Source organism: Streptomyces sp. NPDC046379, from assembly GCF_055587785.1.
This window is the reverse complement of record NZ_JBVJFP010000008.1, coordinates 61,810-77,708: the sequence shown is the minus strand read 5'-3', so window position 1 is coordinate 77,708 and position 15,899 is coordinate 61,810. Positions and strand designations below refer to the sequence as shown.

14 protein-coding genes are annotated in these 15,899 nt (G+C 74.6%); 6 read left to right on the top strand and 8 right to left on the bottom strand.

The features are described from left to right. Window positions 1–110: 110 nt before the first annotated feature. Together ACZ6KF_RS16075 and ACZ6KF_RS16070 are read right to left on the bottom strand one after the other, a co-directional pair. A complete protein-coding gene (locus tag ACZ6KF_RS16075) occupies window positions 111–2,387 on the bottom strand; it encodes a catalase (protein ID WP_469238789.1) in 2,277 nt (758 codons plus the stop codon). Window positions 2,388–2,575: 188 nt separating this feature from the next. Next, the gene (locus ACZ6KF_RS16070) at window positions 2,576–3,385 is read right to left on the bottom strand and encodes an SDR family NAD(P)-dependent oxidoreductase (RefSeq protein WP_469159292.1); all 810 of its coding nucleotides are present in this window, start codon (window positions 3,383–3,385) and stop codon (window positions 2,576–2,578) included. 256 nt (window positions 3,386–3,641) lie between these two features. On the opposite strand from ACZ6KF_RS16070, the gene ACZ6KF_RS16065 reads away from it, so the two are divergent. The 5 genes from ACZ6KF_RS16065 (at window position 3,642) to ACZ6KF_RS16045 (ending at window position 9,590) form a co-directional block, all read left to right on the top strand. Next, window positions 3,642–4,349, top strand: coding sequence for a DUF4328 domain-containing protein (locus ACZ6KF_RS16065; RefSeq protein WP_469238787.1), 708 nt, complete (start codon window positions 3,642–3,644; stop codon window positions 4,347–4,349). Window positions 4,350–4,469: 120 nt separating this feature from the next. Next, a complete protein-coding gene (locus tag ACZ6KF_RS16060) occupies window positions 4,470–5,024 on the top strand; it encodes a (2Fe-2S)-binding protein (protein ID WP_356633866.1) in 555 nt (184 codons plus the stop codon). Beyond that, window positions 5,021–6,019: an FAD binding domain-containing protein gene (locus ACZ6KF_RS16055; RefSeq protein WP_356633868.1), complete on the top strand. Its 999-nt coding sequence runs from the start codon at window positions 5,021–5,023 to the stop codon at window positions 6,017–6,019. Before ACZ6KF_RS16060 ends, ACZ6KF_RS16055 begins: the two co-directional genes overlap by 4 nt. A 16-nt stretch (window positions 6,020–6,035) precedes the next feature. Next, the gene (locus ACZ6KF_RS16050; RefSeq protein ID WP_469238785.1) at window positions 6,036–8,174 is read left to right on the top strand and encodes a molybdopterin cofactor-binding domain-containing protein; all 2,139 of its coding nucleotides are present in this window, start codon (window positions 6,036–6,038) and stop codon (window positions 8,172–8,174) included. Window positions 8,175–8,423: 249 nt separating this feature from the next. Then, window positions 8,424–9,590, top strand: a complete 1,167-nt coding sequence (locus tag ACZ6KF_RS16045) for a S1 family peptidase (protein WP_469159295.1) — start codon at window positions 8,424–8,426, stop codon at window positions 9,588–9,590. 161 nt (window positions 9,591–9,751) lie between these two features. On the opposite strand, the gene ACZ6KF_RS16040 is transcribed toward ACZ6KF_RS16045, so the two are convergent. Next, window positions 9,752–10,384, bottom strand: a complete 633-nt coding sequence (locus ACZ6KF_RS16040) for a GNAT family N-acetyltransferase (protein WP_356633872.1) — start codon at window positions 10,382–10,384, stop codon at window positions 9,752–9,754. Between the two features lie 99 nt (window positions 10,385–10,483). On the opposite strand from ACZ6KF_RS16040, the gene ACZ6KF_RS16035 reads away from it, so the two are divergent. After that, window positions 10,484–11,686: a cysteine desulfurase-like protein gene (locus ACZ6KF_RS16035; RefSeq protein ID WP_356633874.1), complete on the top strand. Its 1,203-nt coding sequence runs from the start codon at window positions 10,484–10,486 to the stop codon at window positions 11,684–11,686. Between the two features lie 84 nt (window positions 11,687–11,770). Here ACZ6KF_RS16035 and ACZ6KF_RS16030 read toward each other — a convergent pair whose 3' ends face one another. From ACZ6KF_RS16030 to ACZ6KF_RS16010, 5 genes are all read right to left on the bottom strand, one after another. Beyond that, window positions 11,771–12,082 carry an alpha-amylase gene (locus ACZ6KF_RS16030; RefSeq protein WP_469176867.1) on the bottom strand — a complete coding sequence of 104 codons (312 nt, stop codon included), beginning with the start codon at window positions 12,080–12,082 and terminating at the stop codon, window positions 11,771–11,773. A gap of 161 nt (window positions 12,083–12,243) precedes the next feature. Beyond that, window positions 12,244–12,765, bottom strand: a complete 522-nt coding sequence (locus tag ACZ6KF_RS16025) for an NlpC/P60 family protein (protein ID WP_356633878.1) — start codon at window positions 12,763–12,765, stop codon at window positions 12,244–12,246. A 73-nt stretch (window positions 12,766–12,838) separates the two neighbouring features. Continuing rightward, on the bottom strand, window positions 12,839–13,603 hold the full coding sequence (locus tag ACZ6KF_RS16020) for an SDR family NAD(P)-dependent oxidoreductase (protein WP_469238783.1): 765 nt from the start codon (window positions 13,601–13,603) through the stop codon (window positions 12,839–12,841). Window positions 13,604–13,705: 102 nt separating this feature from the next. Then, window positions 13,706–15,076 (bottom strand): MFS transporter, encoded by a 1,371-nt coding sequence (locus tag ACZ6KF_RS16015; RefSeq protein WP_469159301.1) that lies wholly within the window; start codon window positions 15,074–15,076, stop codon window positions 13,706–13,708. Between the two features lie 97 nt (window positions 15,077–15,173). After that, window positions 15,174–15,758, bottom strand: a complete 585-nt coding sequence (locus ACZ6KF_RS16010) for a TetR/AcrR family transcriptional regulator (RefSeq protein WP_356633884.1) — start codon at window positions 15,756–15,758, stop codon at window positions 15,174–15,176. Between the last annotated feature and the right edge of the window lie 141 nt (window positions 15,759–15,899).

The window sequence follows — 15,899 nt, the reverse complement described above, 5'->3', positions numbered from 1 at the left end:
CCCCACGAAGACCCCCGACGCAACAGGATGGTTGTACGCAGTACACCCGTCGTTCACCCGAAGCGGGCCGCGGGCCGGGCGGAGCGGGATGCGACCGGTGGGCGCGCCGGTCAGCCGACGGCCGTGAACCGCTCCCAGCAGCGGTGGCCGCCCAGCAGCCGGGCGACCTCCTCCAGCGTGCCGGTCCCGCTGTCCCCGGCGACCACTCCGGGAGCGTCGACGGGCACCCCGGCCGCCTCCAGCGCCGAGGCGCCGCCGGCCCAGGCGCCGAGGGCCTTGCCGTGCCGATAGGCCTCGGACAGCAGCAGGGCGATCCGGGGGTCGACGGGAGCGGGCCGCGCGGGCGAGGGCAGGCCCTTGGCGTCACGGGCGCCGTACGCGTCGCTGCCCGCACCCGGCGCCCCCGCCACCAGCACCGCGTCGAACTCGACGGACCGGGCGGTGGCGTAGGTGCGCTGCACGGTCACGCCCGCCTCGCCGCCCAGGACGCCGCCGGTCGGGGCGACGACGAGGGGCACCATGCCGGCGGCGAGGACCGCCTCGCGCACGCCGCGCAGGTCACCCGGGTCGCCGTTCGCGCCGGCCACGATGCCGACGATCCGGCCGTCCGTCGGCCAGGCCCGCCCGACCTGGGACAGCGCCGGGCTCGGTGCGACGTCGGCGAGCGGCACGGTGGGGCCGGGCGCCGGCAGGCCGAGACCCTCGGCGACGCCCGCGCACAGCTCCGGGTCGATGTTGGCGAGGACCTGCAACGCCCTTTCCTTGACGGCTTGTTCGTAGCACTTGCCGAGTTCGAAGGTGTAGGCGCCGATGATGTGCTCGCGCTCCACCGGGCTCATGCTGAGCCAGAACCGCCGGGGCTGGCTGAAGTGGTCGGCGAACGACTCGGGCGCCTCGCGCACCTTGGCCGCCTCCGGCACGCGTACCGGGGTCTCGACGTAGGCCCCGGTGTCCGCCGTGGCGGTGAACGGGCAGCCTCCGTCGAGGGAGTTGGGCCGGTAGGGGGCGACGCCGCGGTGGACGGCCGTCTGGTGCATGCCGTCGCGCAGCATGTCGTTGACCGGGGTCTGGGGCCGGTTGACGGGCAGCTGGGGGAAGTTGGGACCGCCGAGGCGGGTGATCTGGGTGTCCAGGTAGGAGAACAGCCGTCCGGCGAGCAGCGGGTCGTCGGTGATGTCGATGCCCGGGACGAGGTGGCCGACGTGGAAGGCGACCTGCTCGGTCTCGGCGAAGAAGTTCGACGGGTTCCGGTCGAGCGTGAGCAGCCCGACCGGCTGCACGGGGGCGAGTTCCTCGGGGACGATGTTCGTCGGGTCCAGCAGGTCGATGCCCTCGAAGGTCTGCTCGGGGGTGTCGGGGAAGGTCTGGATGCCGAGTTCCCACTGCGGGTACGCGCCCGCCTCGATGGCGTCGGCGAGGTCCCGCCGGTGGAAGTCGGGGTCGACGCCGCCCGCGATCTGCGCCTCCTCCCACACCAGGGAGTGCACGCCCAGCTTCGGCTTCCAGTGGAACTTGACCAGGGTGGTGGAACCGTCCTCGGCGACCAGCCGGAAGGTGTGGACGCCGAAGCCCTCCATCATCCGGTAGGAGCGCGGGATGCCCCGGTCGGACATGTTCCACAGGGTGTGGTGGGTGGCCTCGGTGTGCAGGGTGACGAAGTCCCAGAACGTGTCGTGGGCGCTCTGCGCCTGCGGGATCTCCCGGTCGGGGTGGGGCTTGCCCGCGTGGATGACGTCGGGGAACTTGATCGCGTCCTGGATGAAGAAGACGGGGATGTTGTTGCCCACCAGGTCGAAGACGCCCTCGCTGGTGTAGAACTTCGTGGCGAAACCGCGGGTGTCGCGCACCGTGTCGGCGGAGCCCCGCGAGCCCAGCACGGTGGAGAAGCGCACGAACACCGGCGTCTCCACGTCGGCGGCGAGGAACGCGGCCCTGGTCACCGACGCGGCCGTGCCGTAGCTCCGGAACACGCCGTGGGCCGCCGCGCCCCGGGCGTGCACCACCCGCTCCGGGATGCGCTCGTGGTCGAAGTGCATGACCTTCTCGCGCAGCTGGTGGTCCTGGAGGAGGACGGGACCCCGGGGCCCCGCCTTGAGCGAGTGGTCGGTGTCGTACAGCCGCGCGCCCTGCGCGGTGGTCAGGTAAGCGCCCGACTGGGCCATCCGGGCCTGGTCGGCGCCGGTCGGCTGCCCGGTCGGCGACACGGTGGCCGGGCCGCTCTGGTCGGGCTTCGGGGGCAGCGGCTCGCGTGGCTCGGTGGGCTCGGCGACGGACGGGGACCGGGACCCGGGCTTGCCCGGGATGCCCTCCTCCGGGCCGCCGAGGGCGCTCTCGACGGTGTCGCTGATCTTCTGGACCACCCGCTTGACGGGATTGGTCTCGCTCATGGATGTCCTTCCTCCGCGCCCCGTCGGCCGGGCCGCGGACAGGTCTGCGTCAACTGCCTCCATCCCGTGCGGGCCGCCACCGGCGGGCCCGCGCACGGGCGTCGTGTGATCGAGCCGTCCGCACGGACACAGCTCTCCACACCCTCCAACGGCCGGGCGCGCGGCGCATGCGGCGAGCGGCGGACGGGTCAGCCGCCGCCGTTCCCGCCGCGCTCCGCCGTCCCCGGCTCGGCGAGCCCGCGGTGCATCCTGGCCTTGACCGCGTCGGGCAGCACCCGGCCGGCCACGCCCTGCGCCTTCGTTCTCAGGGAACCGGTGACGACCTTCTCGCGGCCCTTCGCCACCGCCTCGTACGCCTGCCGGGCCACCTCGGCCGGATCGTCCTTCTCCATGGTTCCGACCCGGGTGTCGTCGGCCATTCCGGCCCGGCGGAAGAAGTCCGTGTCGGTGGGGCCGGGCATGAAGGAGACGACCGTGACGCCGGTGTCCTTCAGCTCCTCCCGCAGTGCCTCGGCGAAGGACTGGACGAAGGACTTGGAGGCGTTGTAGACCGCCTGGTAGGAGCCCGGCATCATGGCGGCGACCGACGAGGTGAAGACCAGGCGGCCCGCGTCGCGCTCCACCATCCGGCGCAGCAGCGGCTTCGCGAGCCGCACCGTGGAGGCGACGTTCAGGTCGATCACGGACCGGTCGTCCTCCGGGTCTCCGTCGACGAACGCGCCGCCCTGTCCGACGCCGGCGTTGAGGACGGCCACGTCCACCGTGAGCCCGGTGGTGGCCGCGATCAGTTCGTCCACGCCCGCCGGGTCCCGCAGGTCTGCCCGTACGGCCCGCACGTCGGCGCCGGTCTCGCGCAACTGCCGGGCCGCGTGTTCGAGCCGGTCGTCCTCGGCGTTGATCAGCAGGTCGTACCCGTGCTCAGCGAACTCCCTGGCCAGTTCCCGTCCGATTCCGCTGGAGGCCCCGGTCACCAGGGCCAGCGGCCGCTTGTCGTCCATGAGGGACGGAGTAACCGCACAGCCCGCGGCCAACCGGATTTCCGCGGACCCCGCCGGGGCGGCTGCCGCCGCTCGCGCTGCGGCCCGCCCGATCAGGAACCGCACGCGCGCGGATCCGGACGCGGCTCGGCCGGGCCCGTCCCGCCTCGGCCGGAACGCCGTGGACGCGGCGCGGACGCACCGCCTATCGTGCGGGAGCCGCGATCTTGAAACTTCGCGGGGCCGTTTCCTTTTCCTCGCCCGTGGGGGGTCGTCCATGTCCGCATCCAGTGAGCTGCATCCGCGTCCGCCGTTGCCCGGCACGGTCCCCCTGGCGTCGCGGGCGCTGCTCGCCGCCGTGCTGGCCCTGCTCGTCGTGAGCGCCACCACGGACCTGTTCGCCGTGTTCGCCGGGAGCCGCGTCTACGCGCTCGTCGACGGGGACGCCGGCTTCGCCTTCGCCTCCGAGCGGGAGTTCCACGACGCGTACGCGCTGTACGAGAACGCCGGGCGGCTGCAGGTCATGGCGGTGCTGCCGTGCGCGATCGTCTTCGTGGTCTGGTTCTTCCTGATGCGCCGCAGCACCGGACTGCTGGCGCCGGACGCGTTCCGAAGGGGGCCCGGCTGGGCCATATGGGGCTGGCTCATCCCGGTGGCCAACCTCTGGATCCCGTACCGCGTCGCCGTCGGCATGTGGGGAGCCTGCGCCCCGCTGCCCGACGGGGACGACCGGCGCCGTACGCCGATGTGGCCGGTGAACCTGTGGTGGGCGCTGTTCGTCGCGACGACGCTCCTCGGACGGGTCACCGCGGCACGGCTCGACGCGGCGGAGGGTCCCGGGCAGATTCGCGACGCCGTGCTGCAGTACGCGGCGCTCGACCTGCTGTACGTGGCCGCGGCGGGCGCCGCCGCGTTCTTCGCGATCCGGCTGACGGCCATGCAGCGGCGGAAGGCGACCGAGGGTCCGTACTGGAGCGGGGCGTAGGAACACCCGGGCGGCCCGCTTCGGCGTGCCGGAGGGTGTGGGACGGCGCAGCCTGGGGACGCGACTTCCGGCGGGCGCGGCGCCCGCCCCGCCCGTTCGCGCACGAAAGGCCAGGACGCCATGGACGGCCCGCACCACGACGCAGACCACCGCGACGACGTCCACCGGTCCGTCACGACCCTCGAGGTCAACGGCGCCCCGCACACCCTCACGGTCGACAACCGCCGCGTCCTGCTGGACCTGCTGCGCGAGGACCTCGGCCTGACCGGCTCGAAGAAGGGCTGCGACCAGGGGCAGTGCGGCGCCTGCACGGTGCTCGTCGACGGGCGGCGGGTCAACAGCTGTCTGCTGCCCGCGGTCGCCCTGGACGGCTGCTCGGTCACCACCGTCGAGGGGCTCGCCGACGGCGACCGCCTCCATCCGCTCCAGCGGGCCTTCCTCGACCGGGACGCCTTCCAGTGCGGGTACTGCACTCCGGGCCAGCTGTGCTCCGCCGTCGGCGCGATCGCCGAGGCCGCCGCGGGCCACCCCTCGCACGTCACCGGCCCCGGCGCACCGCCGGGGCGGCCGGTGCCGCTGACGCGGGAGGAGATCCGGGAACGGCTCAGCGGCAACCTGTGCCGGTGCGGCGCCTACCCGCACATCGTCGAGGCCGTGGAGGACGTCGCGTCGTGAAGCCCTTCGTCTACGTCCGCGCCGCCGGCGTCGAGGAGGCGGCGCGGGCCTGCGCCGCCCGGCCCGGCGCCCGCTACCTCGCCGGCGGCACCAACCTGGTCGACCTGATGAAGCTCGGCGTGGAGCGGCCCGACGCCCTGGTGGACGTCCGGCGGCTGCCGCTGGACGCCGTGGAGGAACTCCCCGACGGTTCGCTGCGGATCGGCGCCACCGTCCGCAACAGCGACCTCGCGGCGCATCCCGTCGTCCGCGACCGATTCCCGGCGCTGTCGCAGGCGCTGCTGTCGGGGGCGTCCGGTCAGCTGCGCAACGCCGCCACGACCGGTGGCAACCTGCTGCAGCGCACCCGCTGCTCCTACTTCCAGGACGTCTCCAAGCCGTGCAACAAGCGGGCGCCGGGCAGCGGGTGCGGCGCCCGCGACGGCGTCCACCGCGACCACGCCGTCCTCGGGCACTCCACGCACTGCATCGCCACGCATCCCTCGGACATGGCGGTCGCCCTCGCCGCGCTGGACGCCCGGGTCGAGCTGTACGGACCGGACGGCCCCCGGAGCCTGCCCGTGGCCGGATTCCACCGCCTGCCCGGCGACCGTCCGGAGCGGGACACCGAGATCCTGCCCGGCGAACTGGTCACCGCCGTGGTCCTGCCGGCGGCCACGGGCGGGCTGCCCTCGGCCTACCGCAAGGTCCGCGACCGGGCGTCGTACGCCTTCGCACTCGCCTCGGTGGCGGCCGTGCTGGACGTGTCGCACGGCGTGGTCCGCCATGCGGGGATCGCGTTCGGCGGGGTGGCGCACCGGCCGTGGCGGGCGCTGCGGGCCGAGGAGGCCCTGCTGGGAGCCGCGCCGACCCGCGCCGCCTTCGAGCACGCCGTCGGACTGGAACTGGACGCCGCCGAACCGCTGCGCGACAACGCCTACAAGATCTCCCTCACCCGCGACATCGCCGTGGACGTCCTGACCCGTCTGGCGCCGCGCACCCCGGCCCGGGTCTGACGCAGGAGGCTCCCGCATGGCATCCACGCCCACCGCCACCGTCACCGCGCCCCCCGGAGCGGCCGTGGGCGCTCCCGCCGAGCGCCGGGACGGCCCGGCGAAGGTCACCGGCCGGGCCCGTTACGCCGCCGAGCACGCCTTCCCGGACCGCGCCCACGCCTGGCCCGTGACCGCGTCCGTCGCCCGTGGCCGAATCCGTGCCCTCGACGCCTCCGCGGCGCTCGCCCTGCCCGGGGTGATCGCCGTCCTCACCCATGAGAACGCGCCCCGGCTGGACGAGTCCGGCGATCCCGTCCTGCGCGTGCTCCAGGACGACCGCGTGCCGCACCACGGCTGGTTCGTCGCCCTCGTCGTCGGCGACACCCCGGAGGCGGCCCGGGCCGGCGCCGCCGCGGTCCGGGTGACGTACGCGGCCGAGGAGCACGACGTCACGCTCACCGCCGGGCACCCCGGCGGCTACGAGCCCGAGGAGGCCAACGGCGGCCACCCCGCCCGCCGCGAACGGGGCGACGCGGCAGGGGCGTTCACCGCGTCCCCCGTCCGCATCGACTGCGCCTACCGGGTGCCGCCGCTGCACAACCACCCGATGGAGCCGCACGCCTCCACGGCACGCTGGGACGGCGACCGGCTGCTGGCGCACACTTCCAGCCAGGGCACCGGCGCCGTACGGGCCACGCTCGCCGCGCTGTTCGGGCTGCCCGAGGACCATGTCACCGTCACCGCCGAGCACGTGGGCGGCGGCTTCGGATCCAAGGGCACGCCCCGCCCCGACGTCGTCCTCGCGGCGATGGCCGCCCGCCGCACCGGACGCGCCGTCACCCTCGCCCTGCACCGCCGGACGCTGCCGTCGGCGGTCGGCCACCGGGCGCCCACGCTGCACCGCGTCCGCCTCGGAGCCGACGCCGGCGGCCGGCTGACCGCAGTCCTGCACGAGGCGACCACGCACTCGTCGCGGATCAAGGAGTTCGTGGAGCAGGCCGCCGTGCCCGCCCGCGTGATGTACGCCGCGCCGAACAGCCTCACCGCGCACCGGGTGGTACGGCTGGACGTGCCCACCCCGTCGTGGATGCGAGCCCCCGGCGAGGCGCCCGGCATGTACGCGCTGGAGTCCGCCATGGACGAACTGGCGTGCGCCCTGGGCATGGACCCGGTCGAGCTGCGGATCCTCAACGAGCCGGACGCCGAGCCCGACAGCGGCAAGCCCTTCAGCAGCCGGCACCTGGTGGAGTGCCTGCGCGAGGGCGCCCGCCGCTTCGGCTGGTCCGGGCGCGACCCGCGCGCCCGCTCCCGCGCCGAGGGGCCGTTGCTGGTCGGCACGGGGGTGGCCGCCGCCACTTATCCCGTCCTGCTCGTGCCGTCCACGGCGAGCGCGCACGCCCTGCCCGGCGGCGGTTTCGTCGTGCGGATCAACGCGACGGACATCGGCACGGGCGCCCGCACCGTCCTCGCCCAGATCGCCGCCGACGCCCTCGGCGTGCCGCTGGACCGGGTGCGGACCGAGGTCGGCAGCACCGAACTGCCCGCCGCGCCGCTGGCCGGCGGCTCGTCGGGCAGTTCCTCCTGGGGGTGGGCGGTGCACGAGGCGTGCACGCGGCTGGCCGAGCGGCTGGCCGGGCACGCGGGGCCGCTGCCCGCCGAGGGCCTGAGCGAGCGCGCCGACACCGCCGGCCGGGCCGACGCCGAAAGCCCTTACGCGCGGCACACGTTCGGGGCGCACTTCGCCGAGGTCGCCGTGGACGCCGTGAGCGGGGAGACGCGGCTGCGCAGGATGCTGGGCGTGTACGCCGCCGGGCGGATCCTCAACTCCCGCACGGCACGGTCGCAGTTCATCGGCGGCATGACGATGGGGCTGGGCATGGCGCTGACCGAGGGCAGCACGGTGGACCCGGCGTTCGGTGACTTCGCGGAGTGCGACCTGGCCGCCTACCACGTGCCCGCCCACGCCGACGTGCCGGCGATCGAGGCGCACTGGATCGACGAGGACGATCCGCACGTCAATCCGATGGGCAGCAAGGGCATCGGCGAGATCGGCATCGTGGGCTCGGCGGCGGCCGTGGCCAACGCGGTCCACCACGCCACGGGTGTCCGCTTCCGGGAGCTGCCGTTGACGCCGGACCGCGTGCGGGCCGGGCTGCGCGGGGCCGCGCGGGCCTGACGCGGGGCGGGCGCCCGCTGTCCCCCTGTCGCTTCCGGGTCGCTCTCTCCCCGGTCGCACCACCGCCGGCGGCATCCCCGCGTGCTTCCCTCCGATCGCCTCCGCCCTTCCGTGCATCCCCCGCATTCCCGCATTGGCATAGACCTGACAGATACAGGCCGCTATGCTCTGCTCCACTCCGTTGAGAGCGCTCTCAGACACGGTTGTTCCTCCCCCACCTTTGCCGGAACGACGAAGGGCAACTCCCCCATGAGACGCACCAGAGTCACGCAGGCCTGCCTCGCCGCCCTCCTCATGGTCGGCGGCTGGGCCGCCGCGGGCACTCTTCCCGCCTCGGCCGACGACTCCCCCGCCGCGGCGGAGACCGCCTCGGCGCCGGCCTCGGCCGGGCTGCTGACGGCCATGCAGCGGGACCTCGGCCTGTCGCGCGCCGAGGCCGAGGACCGGCTCGCCGCCGAGCGCGCCGCCACCGGCCTCGTCCCCAAGGCCCGCAAGGCCGCCGGGGCCGCCTACGGCGGCGCGTGGTTCGACGCAGACAGCGGCAGGCTCACCGTCGCCGTCACGGCGGACGCCGGCGCGTCGGCCGTGCGGGCCGTCCGCTCGACCGGCGCCACCGTGCGCACCGTCGAGCACAGCGAACGCCGGCTGGATGCGGCGAAGTCCCGCATCGACCGCCTGTCCGCGCCCGAGGGCGTCAGCAGCTGGCACGTCGACCCGGCCGCCAACTCGGTCGTGGTGAACGTGGTCGAGGGCGAGCGCACCGCCGACGACGTCGAGCGCTTCGTCGCCCGCGCCCGCGAGGCCGGACCCGTCACCGTGCGGACGGTTCCGGCGGCCCCGCGGACCTTCGCGGCCGGAACGGTCGGCGGCGACCCGTACTACACCGGCAACGCCCGCTGCTCGATCGGCTTCTCGGTGCACGGCGGCTTCGTCACCGCCGGGCACTGCGGCGGGGTCGGCGCCGGGGTGAGCGGCTGGGACCGCTCGTACATCGGCACCTTCCAGGGCTCTTCGTTCCCCGACAACGACTACGCGTGGGTCAGCGTGGGCAGCGGCTGGTGGACGGTGCCGGTGGTGCTCGGCTGGGGCACGGTCCCCGACCAACTCGTGCGCGGCTCGGCCGAGGCCCCGATCGGCGCCTCGATCTGCCGCTCCGGCTCCACGACGCGCTGGCACTGCGGCAGGGTCCTGGCCAAGAACGAGACGGTCAACTACAGCCAGGGCGCGGTGCACCAGATGACCAAGACCAGCGTCTGCGCCGAACCCGGCGACTCGGGCGGCTCGTTCATCAGCGGCGACCAGGCTCAGGGCGTCACCTCCGGTGGCTGGGGCAACTGCTCCGGCGGCGGTGAGACCTGGTTCCAGCCGGTCAACGAGATCCTCAACCGGTACGGGCTGAGGCTGCACACCGCCTGACCGGGCTGCCGGGCCGGGAGGGTTCCGCCGTGGACACGGGGGAACCCTCCTCCGGCGCGTCCAGGCCGGTCACAGGGCACGGCGGCGTCCGGCGCAGGGGACCCCGCGCAGGGGGACCCCGCGCCGGGTTCACCCCGGTCGCAGCCGGTCGAAGCCGCTCGTCACAGCCGGTCGAAGCCGCTCGTCGGGCGACCGAGGTACGTGACGTCCACGGCGTCCGCGACGGCTATCTCCTCGAAGCCGAGCCGGTCGTAGAAGGCACGGGCGCCGGTGTTGGCCGGCGACATGCCCAGGTGGACGGCCGGTACGTCCCGGTCGTGCAGGGCCTTCAGCAACGTCCGCATCAGCTTCCGGCCCAGGCCGCGGCCCTGCCAGTCGGGCAGCAGGTCGATGTGCAAGTGGGCGGGATGACGGGCGAGTTCGGGCACGATCATCCGCTCGGGGTGATGCAGGAGGACGACGATCCGCTCGTCGGGCGTCGCGGGCGGGCCGCTGGGTTCCGGATAGCGGTCCGCCACCAGGGGCAGCCACCGGTCGCGGAATGCCTCGACGAAGCGGGCGGTGTCCGCGGTGCCGACGATGTAGCCGACCGCCTGCCCCCGCCCGTCGTCCACCACGAACGTCAGTTCGGGCTCCAACTCGGCATAGGGCAGGGCGAAAGTGGCGGAGAAGACGCTCGGGTCCGTGTAGAAGGGCCGGCTGTCCTGGCCGTTGTGGGCGGTGCGCACGCAGATGTCGTCGAGGGCCGGCCGGTCCCCGGGCGCATACGGGCGGATGAAGGCAGAGGAGGTCACGCCAGCATCGTGCAGAGTTGGAATCGTTCCCACAACCCCCTTTCCGCCTCCGCCTGCGATCATGGGCGGGCAGCGCGTTCCTCCGGCACTGGAGTTCCCATGGTCCTCGACGTCGACGCGATCCGTGCGCGGATCCCCGCCCTGAAGTCCGGCACGGCCCGGTTCGACGGACCGGGCGGGACACAGACCCCGCAGCCGGTGGTCGACGCCATCACGGAGGCGCTGACCCGCCCGCTGGCCAACCGCGGGCAGGGCACCGACGGCGAGCGCAACGCGGAGGCCATCGTCCAGGAGGCCCGCGGCGCCCTGGCCGATCTGCTGGGCGCGCAGGTTCGGGGCATCGTCTTCGGGCGCAGCGCCACCCAGCTCGGGTACGACCTGGCGCGCACGCTCGCCAAGGAGTGGGGGCCCGGGGACGAGGTGGTGGTGTCGCGGCTCGACCACGACGCGAACATCCGGCCCTGGGTCCAGGCGGCGGAGGCGGTCGGCGCCTCCGTCCGCCGGGCGGACTTCGACCCGTCGACGGGCGAGCTGCGTCCCCACCACGTGGAGGACGCCCTGTCGTCGCGGACCCGGCTGGTCGCGGTCACCGCGGCGTCCAACCTGACCGGCACATGCCCGGACGTGCGCGCCGTCGCGGACGTGGCGCACCGGGCCGGGGCCCTGTTCCACGTCGACGCCGTCCACTTCGCCGCGCACCTGCCCGTCGACCTGGCCGCGCTGGGCGCGGACACGCTGGTCTGCTCGCCGTACAAGTTCCTCGGCCCGCATCTGGGCGTGCTGGCGGCCCGCCCCGAGTTCCTGGAGACGCTGCGGCCGGACAAGCTGCTGCCGTCCACGGACGCGGTCCCCGAGCGGTTCGAGCTGGGCACGCTGCCGTACGAACTGCTGGCCGGGGCTCGGGCGGCGGTCGACTTCCTCGCCGGCCTGGCGCCGGGCGCGGACGGGGACCGCCGTTCCCGTCTGCTGTCGTCGTTCGAGGCGCTGGAGGCGCACGAGGTACGGCTGCGCGAGCGGGTCGAGCAGGGGCTGCGGGAACTGGACGGCGTCACGGTGTACTCGCGGGCGGCGCGCCGCACCCCGACCCTGCTGTTCACCGTGGCGGGCCTGGCGCCGGCGGAGGTCTCCCGGCATCTCGCGGAGCACGGCGTCGCCGCCCCGGCGGGCCACTTCTACGCCCTGGAGGCCTCACGCCACCTGGGGCTCGGGGACGCGGGCGGCGTACGGGTGGGGATGGCGCCGTACACCTCGGACGAGGACGTGGACCGGCTCCTGGCCGCCCTGCGCCGGCTGCCGCGCTGAACGGGCCGGCGGGACAGGGCGACAACGGGCGAACCGGCCCCCGCAGCGTGCGGGGGCCGGTTCGCCGATGACGAGTACGGCCGTTCAGGAGGCCGGGGTGCAGGCGCGCAACCCGGTGACGTAGTTGGACGTGGTGCCGTAGCCGGGGAAGGTCGCCCAGGCGCCGGGGGCGACGGTGCGGCAGGGCACCGTCTGGCCGTCGGTGTACTCGACCGTGACGTCGACGGTGACGGCGCAGTCGTTGACGACGGAGGTGTAGCGCCAGTCGCTGTGGTGGTGGACGCACTCCGGGACCGTGGAGTCGCCGTCGGCCATGGCGTGGCCGGCGGACAGGGCGGTCAGGAGGCCGGCCACGGCGGTGGTGGCGAGTGCGGCGCGGAGCTGAAGGCTGGGCATGGCGGTTCTCCGAAGTCGGACGGAAGTGTCGGCTGTCGCCGGGTCCGCTCCGTTGCGGCGCGACGTGTTGTGGCGGCGTCATCCTGCGCCGGTGACGACTCTTGCGCAAACTGATGAAGGTATTTTCAGACATCGTTTGCCCGTCAACGAAAAACTGCAGTTCACGCGCCTGATGGCGGCTTGCAAGACCATCGGGCGGCCATCATGCGCCGTGCGGCCTCGGCCGGCTCGCCCTCCGCCGTCCAGTCCTTGGCCCGAGCCCCCTGGAAGACCCGCTCGACCGGGGCCCATCCGGCGCGGGCCGGGGCGTCCCACCCCGGAGGCGACGACAGTCCGGGGATCTCCAGGTGGTGGTCGATCCTGACCCGGTCCCAGGCGTGGACGACCCGGCCGTCGCCGACGCACAGCCCCACATGGCCCCAGTTCTGCCGGATGCCCGCCAGTTCGCCGGTCGTGTCGTAGAAGACGAACGCGCCGGCCGGCGGCGTGCCGGTGCGGTGCCGGGCCCCGTACAGTTCGGCGGACTCGTGCGCGAAGTCGCCGCCGAAGACCTCGACGTCGCCCGAGCGTTCGTAGGCGTCCTCCACGAAGGCCAGGCAGCGCGTGGTGTATTCGGTCGAGCCGAGCCACCCCCGCGCCCAGTCGATGGCTCGGTCGACACGGAGCTGCCAGTCGTGTTCCACGGTCCCCCACTTGATCGGTCGGCGGCTCGGATCGTAGTGCGCCGACCGCACGCGGCCATACCGTTTTACGGGGTCACAGCCCGGCGCCCCCGTCGATCACCAGGTCGGCGCCCACCACCGAGGCCGCCGCGTCCGAGGCCAGGTAGAGCACGGCCGCGGCCACCTCGTCGGTGGTGGAGACCCGGCCCAGCGGTGACTGGGCCTTCATACGGACGGCGCGCTCGGCCTCGGTCTCGCCGGGGTGCAGCGACATGGCGGTGTCGGTGGCGCCGGGGCTGACGGCGTTGATCCGCACCCCGTCGCCGACGCACTCCAGGGCCGCCCCGCGCGCCAGCGCGGCGACGGCCGCCTTGGACGCGGCGTAGGCGGTGGTGCCGGGCACCAGCTTGTGCGCCCCCAGGTTGGAGGCGACGTTGACGATCGCTCCGCCGCGGGGCTGGGTGCGCATCTGCCGGATCTCGGCGCGCATCGCGTGGAAGACGCCGGTGACGTTGGTGTCGAGCAGGGCCTGCCAGTCGTCCTCGCCGAGGTCCGCGAGCGGCCCGCCGCGGAAGACGCCCGCGTTGTTCACGGCGACGTCCAGCGAACCGAAGTGTTCGGCGGTCTCGCGCACCAGCGCCTCCAGGTCTGCGGCGCGCGTCACGTCGGCCCGGCGGGCGAGCGCGGTGCCGCCGGCCCGCTGCGCCAGGGAGACGGTCTCGTCGAGCGCGGCCCCGGTCCGTCCGGCCGCCACGACGCGGGCTCCCTCGGCCGCGAAGGCGAGGGCGACGGCCCGGCCGATGCCGGATCCGGCGCCGGTGACGAGGACGGTGCGGTCGGTGAAGCGGTTGTGGGACATGGGGCTCCTCATGGTGTGGGCGGGTTGGTGTGGGCGGTCCGGTTCCGGAGTGTGCGAGCGAGCGGATCGGGGTCCGGCGCGCGGTACGCCGGTGGGGTCGGGTCAGCGGCCGGCGCGGCGCACCGCCGGGGCCGTCGCCGCGAACAGCAGGGCCGCCGCGGCGAGGCTCGCCGCGTCCGAGCCCACGGCGAGCAGTACGGCGAAGCCGACGGTGGGTCCGGCCTCCATCGCGGTGTTGTGCAGTCCCCCGGCGAGCCCCGTGCGTGCGGCGGGCACGCGGTCGGTGGCGAGGACGGCGGCTCCCGCGAAGGAGGCGGCGGCCCCGGCGGGCAGCAGGAGGAAGCCGGGCAGGATGCCGTGGGCGTAGGGGACGTCCGGATCGAGGCCCCGGCTTGCGAGCAGCGCGAGCCCCGCGGCGCCGGCGGCCAGTCCGGCGGCGGTGACGGCCGCCGGGCCGTGGCGTGCGACGAGCCGCCCGGCGCCGCTCGCGCCGACGAGCAGCGCGGCGGCGAACGGCAGGAAGGCCGCCGAGGTCTCCAGTGCCGACCAGCCGCGCCCGTTCTGCAGGTGCAGTGAGAACAGCACGAACACGGTGCTGGTCCCGGCCGCGGTCAGCCCGGTGGCGGTCAGCCCGAGCGCCCGCCGTCCGTCACGCAGGAACCCGGGCGGCAGCAGAGGGTCGCGCGCCCGGCGTTCGGCCCGGACGAAGAGGACGAGCAGTACGGCGCCGGCGGCCGTCGGGACGAGGACCGGGGCCGAGGCCCATGGCCGGGCGTCGGTCAGGACCAGGCCGTAGCTGGTGGCCGCGATGCCCGCGGTGGCGAGCACGGCGCCCGGCACGTCCAGACCGGCGGGCCGGCCGGTCCCGGCGGGCGCGGGCGGCAGGACGCGGGGCGCGAGGGCGAGGGCGGCGGCGGTCACGGGCAGCGGTGCGGCGAGCGCCCAGCGCCAGGACAGCAGCGCCGAGACGATCCCCGCCAGCAGGTTGCCCGCCGTGGCGCCGAGCATCGACAGGCCGCCCCAGGTGGCCGTCGCACGCCGGTACGCGGACCGCTCGGCGAAGAGGACCCGGAGCACCGCCATCGCGGCGGGCGCCACGACGGCCGCACCCGCGCCCTGGGCGAACCGGGCCGCGAGCAGCGGGCCGTGCCCCGGGGCGAACGGCGCCAGGGCGGAGGCGGCGCCGAAGAGGGCGAGCCCGGCGATCAGCGCGCGCCGGCCGCCGTAGCGGTCGGCGAGGCGTCCCCCGAGCAGCAGCAGTCCGGCGAAGGCGAGCCCGTAGGCGGCGCTGAGCAGTACCAGTTCCTCGCGGTCGAGCCCGAACCGGCGGCCGATCGCGGGCAGCGGCACGGCGATCGAGGCGAGCGTGAACACGAGCGTGACCTGGATCGCGCCCAGGAGGGCGAACGGCAGGCGCGTCGCCCGCCCGGGACGGGCGAGCGGCGGTTCCTCGGCCGGGCGGGTCGCGGTCACATCTCCCCCAATTTTTGACCGTTCGGTTCAGAATAAGGACATGGGTGAAAAGCGGAGGCCCTGTGGAGCGTTTCGGAGGCCGGCCGGGCGGCCGGGCTCAGTCCAGCAGCACGAGCGCCTGCTCGGCGGCGTCGCGGACGCGGGCGGGGTCGTCGGAGGCCTTGCCGACCACGCGCAGTCCCTGCATGAGGACCAGCAGCATGCGGGCCAGCGCCCGGGGATCGCGGTCGCCGGGGAGTTCGCCCCGGGCCCGGGCGCGCACGAGGGCCGAGTGCAGCAGGGTTTCGAGGTGCTCCCAGCTCAGCGCCACCCGGCGGGCCGCCGCCGGGTCGTGCGGGGCGAGTTCGGCGGCCGTGTTGGTGACGAAGCAGCCCGCGCGGCGCCGGGCGTCGTCGGCGGCCTCGGCGGCGAACCGCCGCACCACCGCGCGCACGGCGGGCAGCGCCGGCCCCGGCTGGGACAACAGGTCCAGCAGGTCGGGGTCGCGCGACTCGGCGTACCGGTCGAGCGCCTTGAGATACAGCTCCCGCTTGTTGCCGTAGGTCGCGTAGATGCTGGCGCGGCCGATGCCGAGGTGCTCGACGAGGTCCGCCATGGACGTCGCCTCGTAGCCGCGCCGCCAGAACAGCTCCAGGGCGGACTGCAGCACGGCGTCGGGGTCGAACTCCTTGGTCCTTGCCATGCCGTGACCCTAGGACGATCTGGAACGATCGGTCAAGTACGACTCGGTGAATACCTGGTTTGAGCCGACGCGAAGTGGTCAGGAGCCTGGGATGCCTCACTTCCACGCCTCGTTTTGGACCTCTGCAAGACGCGTATTGTT